Source organism: Actinokineospora baliensis, from assembly GCF_016907695.1.
GTDB classification, from domain to species: domain Bacteria; phylum Actinomycetota; class Actinomycetes; order Mycobacteriales; family Pseudonocardiaceae; genus Actinokineospora; species Actinokineospora baliensis.
The window spans coordinates 6,605,828-6,623,877 of sequence record NZ_JAFBCK010000001.1 but is presented as its reverse complement, the minus strand read 5'-3'; the positions used below and the strand labels follow the sequence as shown (position 1 = coordinate 6,623,877).

At 71.6% G+C, this 18,050-nt stretch carries 18 protein-coding genes and 2 riboswitches; of the genes, 16 read left to right on the top strand and 2 right to left on the bottom strand.

The genetic code is table 11. The features are described 5' to 3' along the window. The first annotated feature begins 85 nt into the window (after positions 1-85). The 4 genes from JOD54_RS29275 to JOD54_RS29260 all read left to right on the top strand — a co-directional run bounded on the left by JOD54_RS29275 (position 86) and on the right by JOD54_RS29260 (position 5,145). Entirely contained in the window at positions 86-3,463 is a 3,378-nt protein-coding gene (locus JOD54_RS29275) for a nitrate- and nitrite sensing domain-containing protein (protein ID WP_204455183.1), read from the top strand. Positions 3,464-3,526: 63 nt separating this feature from the next. Further along, positions 3,527-3,967: a roadblock/LC7 domain-containing protein gene (locus tag JOD54_RS29270; RefSeq protein WP_204455182.1), complete on the top strand. Its 441-nt coding sequence runs from the start codon at positions 3,527-3,529 to the stop codon at positions 3,965-3,967. A 7-nt stretch (positions 3,968-3,974) separates the two neighbouring features. Continuing rightward, positions 3,975-4,559, top strand: coding sequence for a DUF742 domain-containing protein (locus JOD54_RS29265; protein WP_204455181.1), 585 nt, complete (start codon positions 3,975-3,977; stop codon positions 4,557-4,559). Further along, positions 4,540-5,145: a GTP-binding protein gene (locus tag JOD54_RS29260; RefSeq protein ID WP_204455180.1), complete on the top strand. Its 606-nt coding sequence runs from the start codon at positions 4,540-4,542 to the stop codon at positions 5,143-5,145. Before JOD54_RS29265 ends, JOD54_RS29260 begins: the two co-directional genes overlap by 20 nt. Positions 5,146-5,163: 18 nt before the next feature. Here the strand turns inward: JOD54_RS29260 and JOD54_RS29255 are convergent, their stop codons facing one another. Next, positions 5,164-5,766 carry a LysE/ArgO family amino acid transporter gene (locus tag JOD54_RS29255; RefSeq protein WP_204455179.1) on the bottom strand — a complete coding sequence of 201 codons (603 nt, stop codon included), beginning with the start codon at positions 5,764-5,766 and terminating at the stop codon, positions 5,164-5,166. A 69-nt stretch (positions 5,767-5,835) separates the two neighbouring features. Here JOD54_RS29255 and JOD54_RS29250 point away from each other — a divergent pair, with 69 nt between their 5' ends. Next, positions 5,836-6,738, top strand: a complete 903-nt coding sequence (locus tag JOD54_RS29250) for a LysR family transcriptional regulator ArgP (protein WP_204456784.1) — start codon at positions 5,836-5,838, stop codon at positions 6,736-6,738. Here JOD54_RS29250 and JOD54_RS29245 read toward each other — a convergent pair. Beyond that, complete coding sequence (locus tag JOD54_RS29245) at positions 6,686-7,321, bottom strand: TetR/AcrR family transcriptional regulator (RefSeq protein ID WP_204455178.1); 636 nt, start codon at positions 7,319-7,321, stop codon at positions 6,686-6,688. The two genes, JOD54_RS29250 and JOD54_RS29245, sit on opposite strands and share 53 nt — an antisense overlap. 84 nt (positions 7,322-7,405) lie before the next feature. Between JOD54_RS29245 and JOD54_RS29240 the strand changes: the two genes are divergently transcribed. The 11 genes from JOD54_RS29240 (at position 7,406) to JOD54_RS29190 (ending at position 17,975) form a co-directional block, all read left to right on the top strand. Beyond that, positions 7,406-8,557, top strand: a complete 1,152-nt coding sequence (locus JOD54_RS29240; RefSeq protein ID WP_204455177.1) for an acyl-CoA dehydrogenase family protein — start codon at positions 7,406-7,408, stop codon at positions 8,555-8,557. Positions 8,558-8,603: 46 nt separating this feature from the next. Beyond that, positions 8,604-9,683: an alcohol dehydrogenase catalytic domain-containing protein gene (locus tag JOD54_RS29235; RefSeq protein WP_204455176.1), complete on the top strand. Its 1,080-nt coding sequence runs from the start codon at positions 8,604-8,606 to the stop codon at positions 9,681-9,683. Positions 9,684-9,696: 13 nt separating this feature from the next. Continuing rightward, positions 9,697-10,716: a pentapeptide repeat-containing protein gene (locus JOD54_RS35840; RefSeq protein ID WP_204455175.1), complete on the top strand. Its 1,020-nt coding sequence runs from the start codon at positions 9,697-9,699 to the stop codon at positions 10,714-10,716. Between the two features lie 96 nt (positions 10,717-10,812). Further along, on the top strand, positions 10,813-11,511 hold the full coding sequence (locus JOD54_RS29225; RefSeq protein WP_204455174.1) for an energy-coupling factor ABC transporter permease: 699 nt from the start codon (positions 10,813-10,815) through the stop codon (positions 11,509-11,511). After that, a complete protein-coding gene (locus tag JOD54_RS29220) occupies positions 11,508-11,855 on the top strand; it encodes a PDGLE domain-containing protein (protein ID WP_204455173.1) in 348 nt (115 codons plus the stop codon). The genes JOD54_RS29225 and JOD54_RS29220 overlap by 4 nt, the downstream gene beginning before the upstream one ends. Before the next feature lie 71 nt (positions 11,856-11,926). After that, complete coding sequence (gene cbiQ / locus JOD54_RS29215; protein ID WP_372440419.1) at positions 11,927-12,604, top strand: cobalt ECF transporter T component CbiQ; 678 nt, start codon at positions 11,927-11,929, stop codon at positions 12,602-12,604. After that, complete coding sequence (locus tag JOD54_RS29210) at positions 12,544-13,332, top strand: energy-coupling factor ABC transporter ATP-binding protein (RefSeq protein WP_239573548.1); 789 nt, start codon at positions 12,544-12,546, stop codon at positions 13,330-13,332. Before cbiQ ends, JOD54_RS29210 begins: the two co-directional genes overlap by 61 nt. A 31-nt stretch (positions 13,333-13,363) precedes the next feature. Further along, positions 13,364-13,456, top strand: a riboswitch (glycine riboswitch). Next, a riboswitch (glycine riboswitch) is annotated at positions 13,457-13,551 on the top strand. A 205-nt stretch (positions 13,552-13,756) separates the two neighbouring features. Next, positions 13,757-14,857: a glycine cleavage system aminomethyltransferase GcvT gene (gene gcvT, locus JOD54_RS29205; RefSeq protein WP_204455170.1), complete on the top strand. Its 1,101-nt coding sequence runs from the start codon at positions 13,757-13,759 to the stop codon at positions 14,855-14,857. Positions 14,858-14,877: 20 nt separating this feature from the next. After that, on the top strand, positions 14,878-15,255 hold the full coding sequence (gene gcvH / locus JOD54_RS29200) for a glycine cleavage system protein GcvH (protein ID WP_204455169.1): 378 nt from the start codon (positions 14,878-14,880) through the stop codon (positions 15,253-15,255). Beyond that, entirely contained in the window at positions 15,255-16,535 is a 1,281-nt protein-coding gene (gene glyA / locus JOD54_RS29195) for a serine hydroxymethyltransferase (RefSeq protein ID WP_204455168.1), read from the top strand. Before gcvH ends, glyA begins: the two co-directional genes overlap by 1 nt. Before the next feature lie 66 nt (positions 16,536-16,601). Next, positions 16,602-17,975 (top strand): L-serine ammonia-lyase, encoded by a 1,374-nt coding sequence (locus JOD54_RS29190; RefSeq protein ID WP_204455167.1) that lies wholly within the window; start codon positions 16,602-16,604, stop codon positions 17,973-17,975. Positions 17,976-18,050: the final 75 nt, after the last annotated feature.

Sequence of the window (18,050 nt, the reverse complement as noted above, 5' to 3'; positions counted from 1 at the left end):
TCATGGGAATTCGTCGTCGAAGGGAGATCGACGCGGTGAGGGTGTTACTCCTAGACCGGCAACGGGCAGGCACGGAGGCCCGCGAGTGAGCCGCGTCGTGTCGTCCGACGGCACCTCCGGCAGCACCGCCGTCAAGGCCGGTCCAGCGGGCGCCTTCGGCGTGCGCGAGGCGGAGCGCGCGGCGCACGTCGACCTCGACACCGGCGCCGACCGCGACACCGCCAGGCGCAGCGGGCCAGCGACCGCCGGTGGGGAAGCCGGCCGGTCCGCGATGGCCACCCTGACCCAGTGGCGGGACTGGAACATCCCGGTCAAGCTCGCCGCCGTCATCCTGGTCCCGGTGCTGTTCGCGGTCGTGCTCGGCGTGCTGCGCATCAGCGGCCAGGTCGAGCGCGCGGAGTCCTACCAGCGCGTGGACAAGCTCGTCGCGGTCAACGACAGCCTGCGCAAGGCGCTCACCTGGTTGCAGCGCGAGCGCACCAAGGCCGCGGTGCTGCTCACCACCGGCTCCCGCGACATCGCCGCGGAACTGGCGGGAGAGCGGCAAAGCGCCGACTACGCGCGCGAAGAGATGTACCGCGCGATCGGCAAGGCGACCTTCGACACCGAGGTCACCCGTGCGCGGTTGCGCGATGTGCGCTCTGCGTTCGACACGCTCACGGCGTTGCGGCGCCCAGTAGGCGCGGGTGCGGTCGACAGCGGTACCGCGCTCGGCGGCTACACCCAGGTGATCCGCGCGCTGTTGGACTTCGACCGCGCCACTACGGGCGAGGTCGCCGACCCCGGGCTGGCCAACACCGCTTCCGCGTTGCACGACTTGGAAGCGGCGAAGGAAGAGGTCTACTACCAGCAGGGACTGGTCGCGATCGGCATCGCCAGGGGCGGCCTCAACGCCGCCGACCTGGACAGCCTGCGCGCGTCCCAATCCCGGCTCGCCGAGCGCACCGCCGACTTCCGCTCCATCGCGACCCTGCGCCAGCAGGCGGGCTACGACGCCCTGCACGACGCGCCGGAAGTGCGCACCAGGACGGAGTTGCTGCGCCTGGCCGTCGGTGACGGCACCGACGGCAGCGCCTCGGTCAACGTGCCGCTGCCGATCACCTCGGTGGACTGGAACGCCGCGTCCGAGCAGGTCTCCGAGCGGATCACCGCCGTGAGCGCCCTGCTCGGCACCGAGATCAAGGAGCGGTCCTCGGCGCTGCAGGACGAGGCCAGCGACGCGGCGGGACTGGCCGCGGTCGTGCTGATCCTCGCCCTGGTCGCCGCGGCGGCCGTGATGATCGTGATCGGCAGGCAGCTGCTCGGCTCGCTCGCACTGCTGCGCCGGGGCGCGCTGGAGGTCGCGACCAACCGGCTGCCCGCCGCGGTCGCCCGCATCCGCGACGGCAACGACGTGGTGGAACCGGTGGTCGAACCGGTCGCCGTGCTGCCAGACGACGAGGTCGGCCAGGTGGCCAGGGCGTTCGACGCGGTGCACCAGCAGGCGCTGCGGCTGGCCACCGAACAGGCCGGGCTGCGGGCCAACTACAGCAACGTCTTCGTCAACCTCTCCCGCCGCAGCCAGGGGCTGGTCCAGCGCCAGCTGCAGCTGCTGGAGCGGCTCGAGCGCGACGAGGAGGACGCCGACCAGCTGGCCACGCTGTTCCAGCTCGACCACCTCGCCACCCGGATGCGCCGCAACAACGAGAACCTCATGGTGCTCTCCGGCAGCGACCTGGCCAGGCGGGCGCAGCAGCCCACCCAGCTCAGCGACCTGCTGCGCGCCTCGGTCTCGGAGATCGAGCAGTACCAGCGGGTGGTGATCGCCCCGCCCGCCGCGGTGCTCGTGGTCGGCTACGCGGTCGGCGACCTCGTCCGGCTCACCGCGGAACTGCTCGACAACGCGACCGCGTTCTCCGCGCCCGCCACCCAGGTCACGATCACCAGCCACGTCACCGACACCGGCGCCGTGCGCATCGAGGTCGTCGACCGCGGTATCGGCCTGAGCGAGCAGGAACTGGCCGACGCCAACACCCGCCTCGCCGACAGCCGCACCGTGGACGCCTCCACCTCCCGCCGGATGGGGCTGTTCGTGGTCGGCAGGCTCGCCGCCCGGCTCAGCGTCGAGGTGCGGCTGCGGCCGGGGACACCCACCGGGATCCGGGCGGTGATCTCCGTGCCCGCCGACCTCGTCGCGGGTGACATCGGCCAGGAGGCGCCCCGCGGTCCCGCCGCGCGGCGCACGCCGGTCACCGGCGGGTCCAACGGTGCCAACGGGCACAGCAACGGCCACGCCAACGGCGCGAACGGGTCCAACGGGTCGAACGGGTCCAACGGGTCCAACGGGTCGAACGGGTCGAACGGGGCCAACGGGTCGAACGGGCAGCCCAGCGGGTTCACCGCGGGTCTGGCCCGCAGGCTCGCCAACGGCAAGCCCAAGTGGGACCCCACCCGGGTGCCCGGCGGCGACGGGGCCGAACTGCCCGAGGCGCCGCCGATCCCCCCGCCGACCCCCAACGGCGACGGGGTCCCGCTGCCGCGCCGCTCGCCGAGGGGCGCGGTCCCGCCGGAGGTCCCCGAGGTCGAGCAGACCCAGGCGCTGTTCAGCCCGACGGCGTTGCCCGAGCAGTTCACCCCCGGCACCGACCCGGCCGCGCCGGTCGAACCGGACCCGGAGCCCGGCGACAGCACCTGGTGGGACACCACGCTGGTGCACCAGAGCCCGCCCGCGGCGGAGCCGCCACCCGCCGCCGCGCTGCACGAGACCACGCCGATCTTCGACGAGATGGTCTCCGCGTGGTTCCGCGCGGTCACCGACGACCCGAACTCCACCGCCGCCGACGCCACCCAGGTGCCGGACTGGGACTTCGCCGCCGACCGGGGCTTCCACACCGCTCGCGCGGTCACCGCCGCCGAGCCGGAGGACTTCACCAACTCCGGCCTGCCCCGGCGCACCCCGCGCCGGAACCTGGTGCCCGGCGGCGTCGACCAGCCCGGCCGCCGCGCCACCCGGCGCGGACCCGGCCACAGCCGCGACCCCGAGGACATGCGCGAGCGGCTGTCGAACTACCAGCGCGGCATCCACCGCGCCAGGGGCGCACACCACGCCCCCGCGCACGCCTCACCGGAAGCCGAGGCACCGCAGGGACTCGACCTGCGCGGCGCCCGGTGGCGCTTCGCGCAGGACGCGGGCTGGGAAGCGGCGGAGGCGCTCACCCAGGCGGGCAACGAACCCCAACCCGAGGGCGGGTTGCCCAAGCGCACCCCGCGCGAACGGCTGTTGCCCGGCAGCCTCGGCGCCGACTCGCCCGCGGCGGCCCCCGTCCCGGTCGAGCGCGACGCGGAGGCGCTGCGCTCGCGGCTGGGCAGCCTGCAGCGCGGGATCGGCCGCGGCCGCAGCAGCATCGCGCAGCGGCACCCGCAGCACCCGGAGCACAACCCGGACCACGACGGGGACACCGAGAAAGAAGGCGGGGATGCCTGAGCCAGCTCGCACGCAGTCAACCGAACCGATGCAGCCGCCGTCACCGACGGGAAATGGAGCACGATGACGTCCACGCAGTCCAAACCAAACCAGTTCGGGTGGTTGGTCAACGACTTCGCCGAGCGGGTGTCCGGCGTGGCGCACGCCGTGGTGGTGTCCGCAGACGGGCTGCTGCTCACCTCCTCCGCGCGCCTGCCAACCGACCGGGCCGACCAGCTCGCGGCGGTCGCCTCCGGACTGGTCAGCCTCACCCAGGGCGCGGCGCGCTGCTTCGAGGCAGGCGCGGTCAAGGAGACCGTGGTCGAGATGGAGCGCGGCATCATGCTGCTGATGGCCATCAGCGACGGGTCGTGTTTAGCGATCCTCGCGGCCCCGACCTGCGACATCGGACAAGTGGCGTACGAGATGACGCTGCTGGTGGACCGGGTGGGCCAGATTCTGACCCCGGAACTGCGCGCGGCCCTGCAGGGGACCGCCGGGAGGATGGTGGGGCAGCCCGCATGAGCACAGCATGAGCGCGAGCGTCAACCGGGGCGGCGCCCCGGAACCCGAGCAGACCTTCGCCGACGTGATGGCGAACCTGACCCTCGGCGGCGGCCGGGCGCGCAGGCGCCGCAAGTCCGAAGTGGACGAACCGGCGCCGCCGGAGCGGTCCGCGGAACCGGACTGGCCGGCCGGTGAAGCGGCCGAGCAGGTCGACCAGGCACCCGCCGCGGTCGAGCAGGTGGGGTCGGTGGAGGTGTTCGCCGCCGACGAGGACGCCGCCATCGTCCGGCCCTACGCCTGGACCAGGGGCCGCACCAAGTCCAACTTCGAACTGCGCGTGGAGACCATGGTGTCCACCAGCGAACGGGCCGGGGACGCCTCGGCCTTCGCCGAGTCCGAGCACCGCGCGATCGGCGCGCTCTGCCACGACCCGCGGTCGGTCGCCGAGGTGGCCACCCTGCTCGGGGTGCCGCTCGGGGTCGCCAAGGTCCTGCTGGGCGACATGGCCCAACTGGGTCTGGTCGCCGTGCACAAGACCGCGACCGGCGGCGCCAACAAGGCGCACCTGGTGCTGATGGAAAGGGTGTTGAGTGGACTCCGCAGGCTATGACGCCCCTGCACCGGGCGGCGGGCTGACCTCGGTCAAGATCGTGGTGGCAGGCGGGTTCGGCGCGGGCAAGACGACCTTCGTCGGCTCGGTCTCGGAGATCATGCCGCTGACCACCGAGGCGGTGATGACCAGCGCCAGCGCGGGCATCGACGACACCGCCGCCACGCCGAACAAGGCCACCACCACCGTCGCCATGGACTTCGGCCGCGTCTCGCTGGACTCGGACCTGGTGCTGTACCTGTTCGGCACCCCCGGTCAGCAGCGGTTCTGGTTCATGTGGGACGACCTGGTGCGCGGCGCGATCGGCGCGGTGGTGCTCGCCGACACCCGCAGGCTGGCCGACTCGTTCTCCCCGATCGACTTCTTCGAGGAGCGCAACCTGCCCTACGTGATCGGCCTGAACTGCTTCGACGGGGTGCTCGGGCACAGCATCGACCAGGTCAGGGACGCGTTGGCGATCGGGCAGGAGGTGCCGATCGTCCCGTGCGACGCGCGGGACCGGCAGTCGGTGAAGAGCACGCTGATCACCATGGTCGAGTACGCGATGCGCCGGTGGGTGGCCCTGCACGGCGCGGGCGTCGGCTAGCCGGTGGGGGCGTGGACCTCACGCCCCCACCAGCAGCGACACCCCGAGCGCGGTCATCGTGGCCGCGATCACCGCGTCCAGCACCCGCCACGACGCCGCCTTCGCGAACACCGGGGTGAGCAGCCGCGCCCCGAAACCCAGGCCCGCGAACCAGCACACGCTGGCCACCGCGGCGCCGACCGCGAACTCCCAGCGCGCGCTGCCGTGCGCGGCGGCGATGGTGCCCAGCAGCACCACGGTGTCGAGGTAGACGTGCGGGTTGAGCCAGGTGAGGCCGAGGCAGGTCAGCACCGCCGCGCGGGTCGACCCCGTGCCGCCGCCGACTGCCGAGAGGGTCGACGGGTGCACCGCGCGCTTGGCGGCCAGGAGGCCGTAGGCGAGGAGGAAGAGCCCGCCGACCACGGCCACCACGGTGAGCGTCGTCGGGTACTGGGCCACCAGCGCGCCCATCCCGCCGACGCCCAGGCCGATCAGCACCAGGTCGGACAGGGCGCAGATGGCGACGACCGGGAGCACCGACTGCCGCAGGATGCCCTGGCGCAGGACGAAGGCGTTCTGCGCGCCGATGGCGACGATCAACGACAGGCCAGTGCCGAAACCGGCGAGAACCGCGATTCCCATGCGCGGACCGTATGACCGGGGTCGGGGTTGACACCAGCTAAAGGTTCTTACGTATCTTTAGCGATCGTGATGGGTGACCTCCCGCTCGACCAGGTCCGCACGCTGCTCGCCGTCGTCGAGCACGGGACCTTCGACGCCGCCGCGGCCGCGCTCAACGTGACGCCGTCGGCGGTGAGCCAACGGGTGAAGGCGTTGGAGCAGCGCACCGGCCGGGTGCTGCTGCTGCGCACGAAACCGGTGCGCCCCACCGAGTCCGGTACCCAGGTGGTGCGCTTCGCCCGCCAGCTCGCGCAGCTCGACCTGGACCTGCGGGCCGGGCTCGGCGAGCCGGGGGAGTCGGTCCGGTTGCCGATCGCGGTGAACGCCGACTCGCTGGCCACCTGGTTCCTGCCCGCGCTGACCCGGGTGCCGGACGTGTGCTTCGACCTGCACCGGGAGGACGAGTCGCACACCGCGGCGCTGCTGCGGGAGGGCCTGGTGATGGCGGCGGTCACCTCATCGCCGGAGCCGGTGCCGGGGTGCTCGGTGCGGCCGCTCGGGCTGATGCGGTACCTGCCGGTGGCCGCGCCCGGGTTCGTCGCGAAGTGGCTGGACGGGCAGTGGCGGCAGCGGATCGGCGCGGCGCCGGTGGTGGTGTTCGACCGGCGCGACGAGCTGCAGGACCGCTTCGCCCGCGCGGTGACCAAGGCGCCAGCCGGTACGCAGCGCCACCACGTGCCCTCCTCGGAGGCGTACCTGGAGGCGATCGCGGCGGGCATGGGGTGGGGGTTGGCGCCGACGAGCCAGGCACGGGCCCGGTTGGCGGCGGGGGAGTTGGTGCTGCTGGGCAAGCAGTGGGTCGACGTGCCGCTGTTCTGGCAGCAGTGGGCGCTGGAGTCACCTGCGCTGTCGGCGACCGCGCTGGCGGTGTTCGAGGCGGCTAAGGACGGTCTCGTGCCACCCGGGCGTGCAGCGCGGTCAGACCGTGGATGAAGGCGTCCAGCGCCAGTTCGAAGCTGTCGGCGTCGATCTCGTCGGCGTGCTCGCGCAGCCGGTGCGCCTGGTCCAGGTGCGGGTACCGGTCGACGTAGACCTGCACGTCGTCCTCGAACCCGCGGGAGAACGAGCTCATCGCCGCGCCGAGGACCAGGTACTTGGTGGACGCGCCGATCATGGTCGCGTGCCGGGGCGGCCAGCCCGCGCCGACCAATCCGCCGTGCACCGCGTCGGCCCGCAGCAGCGCGGTCGGCCTGCGCGCGGGGCCCGCGGCCAGCACCGGGACCAGGTTCGGGTGCGCGGCCAGCGCGGCGCGGTAGGACCGGGCCCAGCCGCGCACGCCAGCGACCCAGCCGTCGGCGAACCCTGAGGTGTCCACAGTGGACATGATGTCCTCGGCGACGTCCTGCAGCAGGTCGTCCTTGGTGCGGTAGTGCGAGTACAGCGACGGCGCCTGCACGCCGAGGTCGGTGGCCAGCCTGCGCATGGACAGCCCGGCGAGGCCGTCGCGGTCGACCGCGGCCAGCGCGGCGGCGCGGATGCGCGGCCGGTCCAGCAGCGGGGTGCGCGGGCGGGGCATGGGTCCACCTGGTTGCCTGGGACGGGGTGCCGATCCTATCCTGAGCGAACCTAACACCGTTTGGTTTATGGACGGGAGACCGGCGTGGATCTGGCCCTCAGCGATGAGCAGCAGGCCCTGTGGGACCTGGCCAGGGCGTTCATCGACCGCGAGGTGGTGCCCAACGCCGCCGAGTGGGACCGGCGCGAGCAGGTCGACCGCGCGATCGTCGGCAAGCTCGGCGACGTCGGCTTCCTCGGCCTGACCCTGCCCGAGGAGTACGGCGGTTCCGGCGGCGACCACCTGTCGTACTGCCTGATGATGGAGGAACTCGGCCGCGGCGACTCGGCCATCCGCGGCATCGTCTCGGTCTCCCTCGGCCTGGTCGGCAAGTCGATCGCGGCGTACGGCACGCACGAGCAGAAGTCGCACTGGCTGCCGCGCATCGCCTCCGGGGAGTCCCTGGCCTGCTTCGGCCTCACCGAACCCGACACCGGCTCCGACGCGGCCAACCTCGCCACCCGCGCCGCGCGCGACGGCGACGACTACGTCATCACCGGCTCGAAGATGTTCATCACCAACGGCACCTGGGCCGACCTCGCGCTCGTGTTCGCCCGCACCGGTGGCCCCGGCCCCAAGGGCATCAGCGCGTTCCTGGTCCCCACGGCCACACCCGGGTTCCAGCACCGGGAGATCAAGGGCAAACTGGGCCTGCGCGGCCAGTCGACCGGGGAACTGGTGCTCGACGGCGTCCGCGTCCCGTCGTCCGCGCGGCTGGGTGACGAGGGCGCCGGGTTCAAGGTGGCGATGTCCGCATTGGACAAGGGCCGCATGTCGGTCGCGGCCGGGTGCGTCGGCCTGGCCAACAGCGCCCTGCAGGCGAGCGTGAAGTACGCCAAGGAACGGCTGCAGTTCGGCAAACCCATCGCGAGCTACCAACTCGTCCAGGAAATGCTCTCCGACATGGCCGTCAACACCGACGCCGCCCGCCTGCTGGTCTGGCGGGTGGCCGACCTCGTCGACCGCGGCCAACCCTTCGGCACGGCGGCCTCCATGGCCAAGCTCTTCGCCAGCGAGAACGCCGTCAACGCCGCCAACCTCGCCATCCAGGTCTTCGGCGGCTACGGCTACCTGGAGGAGTACCCCGCCGCCAAAACCCTCCGCGACTCCCGCGTCATGACGCTCTACGAGGGCACGAGCCAGGTCCAGAAGCTCCTCATCGGCCGCGCCCTGACCGGCATCAACGCCTTCGTCTGATCGACGTAGTCTCCCCCGGGGACGAATGCTCGGCTGAGGGAGACGCATGGTCAGGGCCGCGGTGCTGCGGGGGCAGGGCGAGCTGTTGGTGGTTGGGGACATCCAGCTGCCGGAGCCTGGGCCGGGGCAGGTTCGGGTGCGGGTGGTGGCGGCGGGTGTGTGCCACTCGGATCTCTCGCTGGCGAACGGGACTCTTAGGCAACCTGTCCCCGCGGTGCTAGGCCACGAGGGGGCTGGCGTAGTCGTTTCGGTCGGGGCGGGTGTGACGCGGGTGGGGCCGGGGGATCACGTGGTCCTCAACTGGGCGCCGCCGTGTCGGGAGTGTTGGTTTTGCCTTGAGGGGGAGCCGTACTTGTGTGAGCGGGCGGCTGACGCTGCGGGGGTTCCGCATGCCGCGTTGCCCGATGGGACGCCTCTGTACCCGGGGCTCGGCACGGGGGCTTTCGCCGAGGAGACGATTGTCGGCGAGCGCGCGGTTGTGAAGATCCCGACCGACGTTCCCTTCGAGCAGGCGGCGGTTCTGGGTTGCGCGGTCCTTACCGGTGCGGGCGCCGTGTTCAACACCGCGCAAGTGAAGGCCGGGCAGTCGGTTGTCGTAGTGGGGCTCGGTGGCGTAGGGCTTTCGGTGTTGCAGGCGGCGCGGATCGCGGGTGCCGGGCCTATCGTCGCCGTTGATGTGCAGCCGGAGAAGGAAGTTCTGGCGCGCGCACACGGCGCTACCGACTTCGTCCTCGCAGACGACACCACCGCCAAGACGGTCCGGAAGTTGACTGACGGGCGGGGCGCGGACGTCGCCTTCGAGTGCGCGGGGGTCCCGGCCTCCATCCGCACGGCGTGGGCCTCGTCCCGCCGCGGTGGGCACGTCGTGGTGGTGGGAGTTGGCTCCGCCAAAGCGATCGTGGAGTTCAGCGCCCTCGAGCTCTACTTCTTCGGCCGCACCCTCACCGGCTGCCTCTTCGGCTCCGCCGACCCGGACGTCGACATCCCCCGCCTGCTCGACCTGGTCGCCGCGGGCCAGCTCGACGTCGCCGGGCTGGTGACCGCCGAGGTCGGGCTGGACGGGATCGAGACCGCCTTCGCCGACATGCGCGCGGGCCGGGGCGGCCGCACGCTCGTCCGCCCGTGACCGGGCAGCGGCGGTGAACTCCCCCGAGCCCCGGGCCAAGCCGATCTCCGGCAAGGCCATCGCCCTGGTCGCGGTGGGCATCGTCGCGCTCACGGTGCTGGCCGTCGGGCTGCTGTGGTGGCCCGCGACCAGCGGCCTCACCGGCGAGAAGCTGGTCACCGCCCGGTTCGAGGCCCTGCGGATCGGGCTGAGCATCGGCATCGGTGGTGGCGGCGTCTTCGCGCTGTACCTGTCGTGGCGCAGGCAGCGGACCACCGAGCAGGACCTCGACAACCGCGAACGGGCGCTGGCCCACCAGCGCGACGTGGCCGCCGACGCCAAGGCGCACCAGGACCGGATGGCGGCGATCACCGAGAAGGACGGCGTCGAGCGGCGGATCACCGACCTCTACACCAAGGCCGCCGACCAGCTCGGCTCCGACAAGGCGCCGGTGCGCATGGCCGGGCTGTACGCGCTGGAACGGCTCGCCCAGGACAACCCCGGCCACCGCCAGACCGTGGTCAACGTCTACTGCGCGTACCTGCGGATGCCGTTCGACCCGCCCGAGGACACCACCCCGGCCGACCCGGCGGCCCTGCCCGAGCACCGCTCGCGGCTGCAGGAGCGGGAGGTCCGGCGCGCGGTGCAGCGGATCCTGCTGCTGCACCTGCGCCCCGAGCTCGCGGAGTTCTGGCCGGACATGGACCTCGGCCTCACCGGCGCCGTGCTGATCGACTTCGACCTGTCCCGCTGCCGGATCCGCTCCTCGACCTTCGCCATGGCGAGCTTCCAGTACCGGGCCAACTTCAGCGGGACGCGGTTCGACGGCTACGCCTGGTTCCGCGGCACCACCTTCACCGGTCAGGCGTGGTTCCAGGGCGCGGAGTTCGGCGGGCACGCCAACTTCAACGAAGTCACCTTCCAGGACGAGGCCCGCTTCCGCGACGCGTCCTTCCGGCACACGTCCACCTGGCGGGACGCTTCCTTCTCCCGCGGGGTGCCCGCCGAGGTCACCGAGGTCGCGGGCGGGGTAGCCGACGTCACAACCGCATGAAGAGGGTTGTTGCCAGGACCTGGCGGTAGCGTCCCGCTCGCTATTAGGCTCGATCCGCTCCAGTCCCCGCTGGCCCGATGTCCCGGAGGTGCGCTGATGACCCGTTCGGTCGCCATGCACATGAGTGACGGGTTGCTCAACACGACGACCTCGCTGTTGTTCGTCGGGGTCGCCGTGGTCGGGTTGGCGGTCGCGGCGGCGCGGGCGCGCAACGACCTCGACGACCGGACCGCGCCGTTGGCCGGGTTGGTGGCCGCGTTCGTCTTCGCGACGCAGATGCTGAACTTCCCGGTGCTGCCCGGGGTCTCCGGGCACCTGCTCGGCGGTGCGCTGGCGGCGATCCTGGTTGGACCGTGGGTCGGGGCGCTGTGCGTGTCGATCGTGCTGGTGGTGCAGGCGCTGGTGTTCGCCGACGGCGGGGTGACCGCGCTGGGCGCGAACATCACCAACATGGCCCTGATCGGCACGGCCGCCGGGTTCGCGGTCGCGACCCTGCTCAAGCGGTTCACCAGCGGCAAGGTCGGGCTGGTCGTCGTCGCGTTCGTCGCGGCGTTGCTGAACACCGTGATCGCCTCGCTCGGCTTCGTGCTCGAGTTCGCCATCGGGGGAGACCCGGCGTTCAGCCTCGGTGGGGTCACCGCGACGGTGGTGGGCGTGCACTGCCTCATCGGCATCGGCGAGGGCGTCATCACCGCGCTCACCGTGGGCGCGGTCGCCGCCGTCCGGCCGGACCTGGTGTACCTGCTGCGCGGCACCAGCCGCCCCCTGGAAGTGCGTGAAGGGACCTCGGCATGACGAGCACGAAGACCCGCAACCTGTCGTTCCTGCTCGGGTTCCTCCTCGTGGCCCTCGTCCTGGCGGGCGCTGTGTCCTACCTGGCCGATTCGAACCCGGACGGGCTCGACCACGCCACACTCAAGGGCTGCGAGGTCGTGGAGACCGCGGAGGGCGAGCAGTTGCAGGGCAGCTGCATCGCGCAGAACGCAAAGGACCACCAGCTCGCGGGGAGCCCGCTGGCTGACTACGCCGTCGACGGTGGTGAAGGCACCACCGGACTGGCGGGTGTGATCGGCGTCGTGCTGACCGTTGTTGTCGCCGGTGGGCTGTTCTGGGTGCTGCGCAGGCGCCCCACCAAGTGAGCGGGGGGCACTCGCACCCGCTGTACCGGCCTGGTGACTCACCGGTGCACCGACTTCCACCGCAGGTCAAGATGGTCGCGGCGGTTGCGGGGGCGTTGTGTGTCGTCACGACTCCTAGGGACAGATTCTGGGCGTTCGGGCTCTACTTGGCCCTCTTGGCCGGAGTTTGGGTGTTCGCGCGGATCCCACCCGGGTGGCTGGCCAAGCGCGCACTGATCGAGTTGCCTTTCGTGGTTCTCGCGCTCGTGTTTCCGTTCGTCGCAGGTGGTCCTACGGTCTACGTGTTGGGCCTAACGCTGTCCGAGCACGGCCTACTGTCCGGCTGGAACATCCTCGTCAAGGGAACCCTCGGCGTTCTGATCTCTCTTACGCTGGCTGCCACCACGATGCCGGGGGAGCTGATCGTCGGTCTGCAGCGGCTGCGGGTACCGAAGATGGTCGTCACCATCGCCACTCTTATGTTGCGCTACTTGGACGTCATCGCCGCCGAAGCCCGTCGCATGCGGATCGCGCGCATCTGCCGGGGCCACGATCCCCGCTTCCTGTGGCAGGTGGGGGCGACAGCGCGCGGCATCGGCACCTTGTTCATCCGTAGTTACGAGCGCGGGGAGCGCGTGCACCTCGCCATGGTGTCGCGCGGCTGGAACGGCTCCATGCCCGACCAGGGACGGCCCGCTGGGCGCACGGCATGGCTCGTGGGACTCATGCCGACGGCTCTGGCCGCCGTCGTGCTAGGCATGGCCCTGTGACACCGCCCGCGCTCTTGGTCGAACGCCTCGCCTACGCCTACCCCGACGGCCACCAAGCCCTCTTCGGCGTGAACCTCCGGGTGGAGCCGGGGGAGAGGGTCGCGGTCCTGGGCCCCAACGGCGCCGGCAAGACCACCTTGGTGCTGCACCTCAATGGCGTGCTGACCGGACAGGGCAAGGTCGAGGTCGCCGGACTGCCGGTCAATAAACAGAATGCGAAAGAGGTCCGCCGCCGGGTCGGCATCGTCTTTCAGGATCCAGACGACCAGCTGTTCATGCCCACGGTCGGTGAAGACGTCGCTTTCGGCCCCGCGAACTTCGGGTTGCGCGGGGCCGAACTCGACGCCCGGGTCAAGCGCGCCCTCGACGACGTCGGCATGGCCGAGCACGCCGAGCGCTCACCCATGCACCTGTCCGGCGGGCAACGCCGCCGGGTGGCGCTGGCCACCGTGCTGGCCTGCGACCCGGACATCCTCGTGCTCGACGAACCCTCGGCCAACCTGGAACCGCGGGCCCGCCGCGAACTCGCCGAGGTGCTGCTCAGCCTGGGCCGCACGATGCTCATGGTCACCCACGACCTGCCCTACGCCGCGCAGCTGTGCCCGCGCGCGGTGCTCATCGATGACGGTGTGATCGTGGCCGACGGCCGCACCCGCGACCTGCTCGCCGACGCCGCCCTGCTGGCCCAGCACCGGCTCGAACTTCCTTTCGGGTTCCGCCTCGACTAGTCTCGCGACCACAACCACATATCGGGCCGCACGAGTGGGACCGGGAGAGCCCTCGACCTTGGTCGAGGCACCGAAGGAGCAAACTCCCCGTCAATCTCTCAGGTAAAGCTACCGTTCCCACCAGGCCACTCTGGAAAGCAGGCGCGATCTCGGCGCCTCACCCACGGTGCAAGCCGCGTTCGCGGCGAAGCTCTCAGGTGCCATGACAGAGGGGGAGTTCCAGCGCCGGGATCGTCCACCCGGCGCGCTGCCCAGGAGCTCCCATGACCCTCGTCCCCCGCACCCAATACAGCGAACAGCCCACGGGTTGTCCACAACCATCACACTCATCCACAGCTCGACCGGTCGCGCTGCACCACGCGCGCCCGGCGTGCCACGCTGCGGACAGCACTGTTCCCGGCGCGCCGAAGGAGAACCGACTTCCATGAGCACACCCTCCCCGCTGCACGCGGTGCATGAGGCCCTGAGTGCCTCGTTCACCGACTTCGCGGGCTGGTCGATGCCCCTGCGCTACGGCAGCGAGCTGGCTGAGCACAAGGCGGTCCGCACCGCGTCGGGCCTGTTCGACCTCAGCCACATGGGCGAGATCGAGCTGACCGGCCCCGAGGCGGCCCAGGCGCTGGACTTCGCCCTGGTCGGCAAGCTCTCGGCGGTGAAGCCGGGCAAGGCCCGCTACACGATGATCTGCGACGACGAGGGCGGTGTCCTCGACGACCTGGTCGTCTACCGGCTGGCCGCCGACAAGTACATGGTCGTCGCCAACGCCTCCAACGCCGCGACCGTGGCCGCCGCGCTGCGCGAGCGCGCCGACGGGTTCGCCGTCGAGGTCGACGACCGCTCCGCCTCGCTGGCGCTGATCGCCGTCCAGGGCCCCACCTCGACGGCGATCATCGGCTCGGTGACCGACGCCGACCTCGACGCGCTCGCCTACTACGCCAGCGTCCCGTCGGCCATCGCGGGCATCGACATCCTGCTCGCCCGCACCGGCTACACCGGCGAGGACGGCTTCGAGGTCTATGTGGACGGTGCCAAGGCCCCCGAGGTGTGGCGGCTGCTCACCGAGGTGGGCCAGGAGCACGGCCTGCTGCCCGCCGGGCTCGCCTGCCGCGACACGCTGCGGCTGGAGGCCGGGATGCCGCTCTACGGCAACGAGCTCAGCGCCTCGTTCACCCCGTTCGACGCCGGTCTCGGCCGGGTCGTGAAGTTCGACAAGCCCGGCGGGTTCGTCGGCAAGGAGGCGCTGGAGCGCCGCCGCGACGCCGACGTCGAGACCAAGGTGCTGGTGGGGCTGATCGGGTCCGGCAAGCGCGCCCCCCGACACGGGTACGCCGTGCTCGACGGGGACGGCGCCCAGGTCGGTACGGTCACCAGCGGCGCGCTCTCGCCGACGCTCGGCCACCCGATCGCGATGGCCTACGTGCCGGTCGCGGTCAGCGAGCCGGGTACCGCGCTCACCGTGGACATCCGCGGCACCGGCGCGCCGGTCGAGGTCGTCAAGCTGCCCTTCTACCAGCGTCAAGCCTGAACCCAGGAGATCGAGAACCCATGAGCAACCCGGAGAACCTCGGCTACACCACCGACCACGAGTGGGTCGACCTCGCCGATCCGGCCTCGGCCACCGTCGGCGTCACCAAGTACGCCGCCGACGCCCTCGGTGACGTGGTGTACGTGCAGCTGCCCGAGGTGGGCGCCACCCTGACCACCGGCGAGGCGTGCGGGGAGATCGAGTCGACCAAGTCCGTCTCCGACCTGTTCGCCCCGGGCGACGGGGTGGTCGTGGAGATCAACGAGGCGGTCGTGGACACCCCCGAGCTGGTCAACACCGACCCGTTCGGCGACGGCTGGCTCTTCCGCTTCCGCGTCGACGGCGAGCCGGAGCTGCTCACCGCCGCCGCGTACGCCGAGCACACCAAGGAGGGCTGATGGCGGGCACACCCACGTTCAACCAGCACCTGGCCGAGGTCGACCCGGAGATCGCCGCCGCGGTCGCCGACGAGCTGCACCGCCAGCAGTCGACCCTGGAGATGATCGCCTCGGAGAACTTCGCCCCGGTGGGCGTGCTCGAGGCGCAGGGCTCGGTGCTGACCAACAAGTACGCCGAGGGCTACCCCGGCAAGCGCTACTACGGCGGCTGCGAGCACGTCGACGTGGTCGAGCAGCTGGCCATCGACCGGGTCAAGGCGCTCTTCGGCGCCGAGCACGCCAACGTCCAGCCGCACTCGGGCGCCTCGGCCAACGCCGCGGCGATGTTCGCCGTGCTCAAGCCCGGCGACACGATCCTCGGCCTGGACCTGGCGCACGGCGGGCACCTGACGCACGGGATGAAGATCAACTTCTCCGGCAAGCTCTACAACGTGGTCGCCTACCACAGCGACCGCGAGACCGGCCGCGTCGACATGGGCGAGGTCGAGCGGCTGGCCAAGGAGCACAACCCGAAGCTGATCGTGGCAGGCTGGTCGGCCTACCCGCGGCACCTCGACTTCGCCGAGTTCCGCCGCATCGCCGACTCGGTCGGCGCGCTGCTCATGGTCGACATGGCGCACTTCGCCGGTCTGGTCGCCGCCGGGCTGCACCCGAACCCGGTGCCGCACGCGCAGCTGGTCACCACCACCACGCACAAGACCCTCGGCGGTCCGCGCGGCGGGGTGGTGCTGTGCACCAAGGAGCTGGCCAAGAAGGTCAACTCGGCGGTGTTCCCCGGCCAGCAGGGCGGCCCGCTCGAGCACGTGATCGCCGCCAAGGCGGTGGCGTTCAAGGTCGCCGCGACCGAGGAGTTCGCCGAGCGGCAGCGCCGGGTGCTCGAGGGCGCGCGGATCCTGGCCGACCGCCTCACCGCGGCCGACTGCGCCGCGGCGGGCGTCAAGGTGCTCAGCGGCGGCACCGACGTGCACCTGGTGCTGGTCGACCTGGTCGAGTCCGAGCTCGACGGCCAGCAGGCCGAGGACCGGCTGCACTCGATCGGGATCACGGTCAACCGCAACGCGGTCCCGTTCGACCCGCGGCCGCCGATGGTCACCTCGGGGCTGCGCATCGGCACCCCGGCGCTGGCCACCCGCGGCTTCGACGCCGAGGACTTCGCCGAGGTCGCCGACGTGATCGCGGTCGCGCTGCGGCCGCAGCTCGACGAGGCGACCGGGGCCGAGCTGCGCGAGCGCGTGGCCACCCTGGTGCGCCGCCGCCCGCTCTACCCGGAGCTGGGCTAGGGATCGCCCGTCCCGGGGTCGCGCCGAGACCCGGCGCGACCCCGGGGCCGAACAAGGAGGTTAGTGGTGGCGGTCAGCGTCTTCGACATGTTCAGCGTGGGCATTGGCCCGTCGAGCTCGCACACCGTCGGCCCGATGCGGGCCGCGGTGATGTTCGTCGAGGGCTTGCGCGAAGCCGGGCAGCTGCCCGGGGTGGCCAGGGTCCGCGCGGAGCTGTTCGGCTCGCTGGGGGCCACCGGCCACGGCCACGGCAGCGACAAGGCCGTGCTGCTCGGCCTGGAGGGCGAGCGCCCGGAGGAGGTCGACACCGAGTCGGTGCCCGGCCGGGTGGCCGCGATCCGCGAGTCCGGCCGCATCCGCCTGCTGGGCACCCACGAGATCCCCTTCGCCGAAGACGACGACCTCGTCATGCACCGGCGCAAGTCCCTGCCGCTGCACCCCAACGGCATGACCTTCGCCGCCTGGGACGCCGACGGCGGCGAACTGGCCAGCCGCACCTACTACTCCGTGGGCGGCGGTTTCGTCCTCGACGAGTCCGCGGCCGACGGCCCGGTCATCTCCGCGGACACCACGCCGGTCCCGTACCCGTTCCGCACCGCGGCCGACCTGCTGACCCACTGCGAGGTCACCGGCAAGTCCATCGCCCAGGTCATGATGGCCAACGAGCTGGTGTGGCGCACCGAGGACGAGGTTCGCGCAGGCCTGATGCACATCTGGCAGGTCATGCAGGACTGCGTCACCCGCGGCTGCGAGCAGGACGGTGTGCTGCCCGGCGGCCTCAAGGTCCCGCGCCGCGCCAAGGCCCTGCACGACAAGCTCGTCTCCGAGAGCGGCGAAGGCGACCCGCTCTACGTCATGGACTGGGTGAGCCTGTTCGCCCTGGCCGTCAACGAGGAGAACGCCTCCGGCGGCCGGGTCGTCACCGCCCCCACCAACGGCGCCGCGGGCATCATCCCCGCCGTCCTGCACTACTACACCCGCTTCCTCTCCGCCGCCAACGACAACGGCGTGATCGACTTCCTGCTCACCGCCGCCGCGATCGGCGTGGTGCTCAAGGAAACCGGCTCCATCTCCGGCGCCGAAGTGGGCTGCCAGGGCGAAGTGGGCTCCGCCTGCGCCATGGCCGCTGCGGGCCTCACCGCGGTCCTGGGCGGGACGGTCGCGCAGGTGGAGAACGCCGCCGAGATCGGCCTGGAACACCACCTGGGCCTGACCTGCGACCCGGTGGGTGGTCTGGTGCAGATCCCGTGCATCGAGCGCAACGCTGTCGGGTCGACGAAGGCGATCAACGCTTCGCGGATGGCGTTGCGCGGTGATGGAACGCATGTGGTGCACCTGGACAAGGTCATCAAGACGATGCGGGAGACGGGCGCGGACATGCACACGAAGTACAAGGAGACGGCGCGGGGCGGGTTGGCGCTCAACGTCATCGAGTGCTGAGGTCGCCTCGCCTTCGGCATCGGGCCCGGTCGCGATTTGAGTGCAGGCTCGATGTGGTGGACCTGTTTTGCGTGG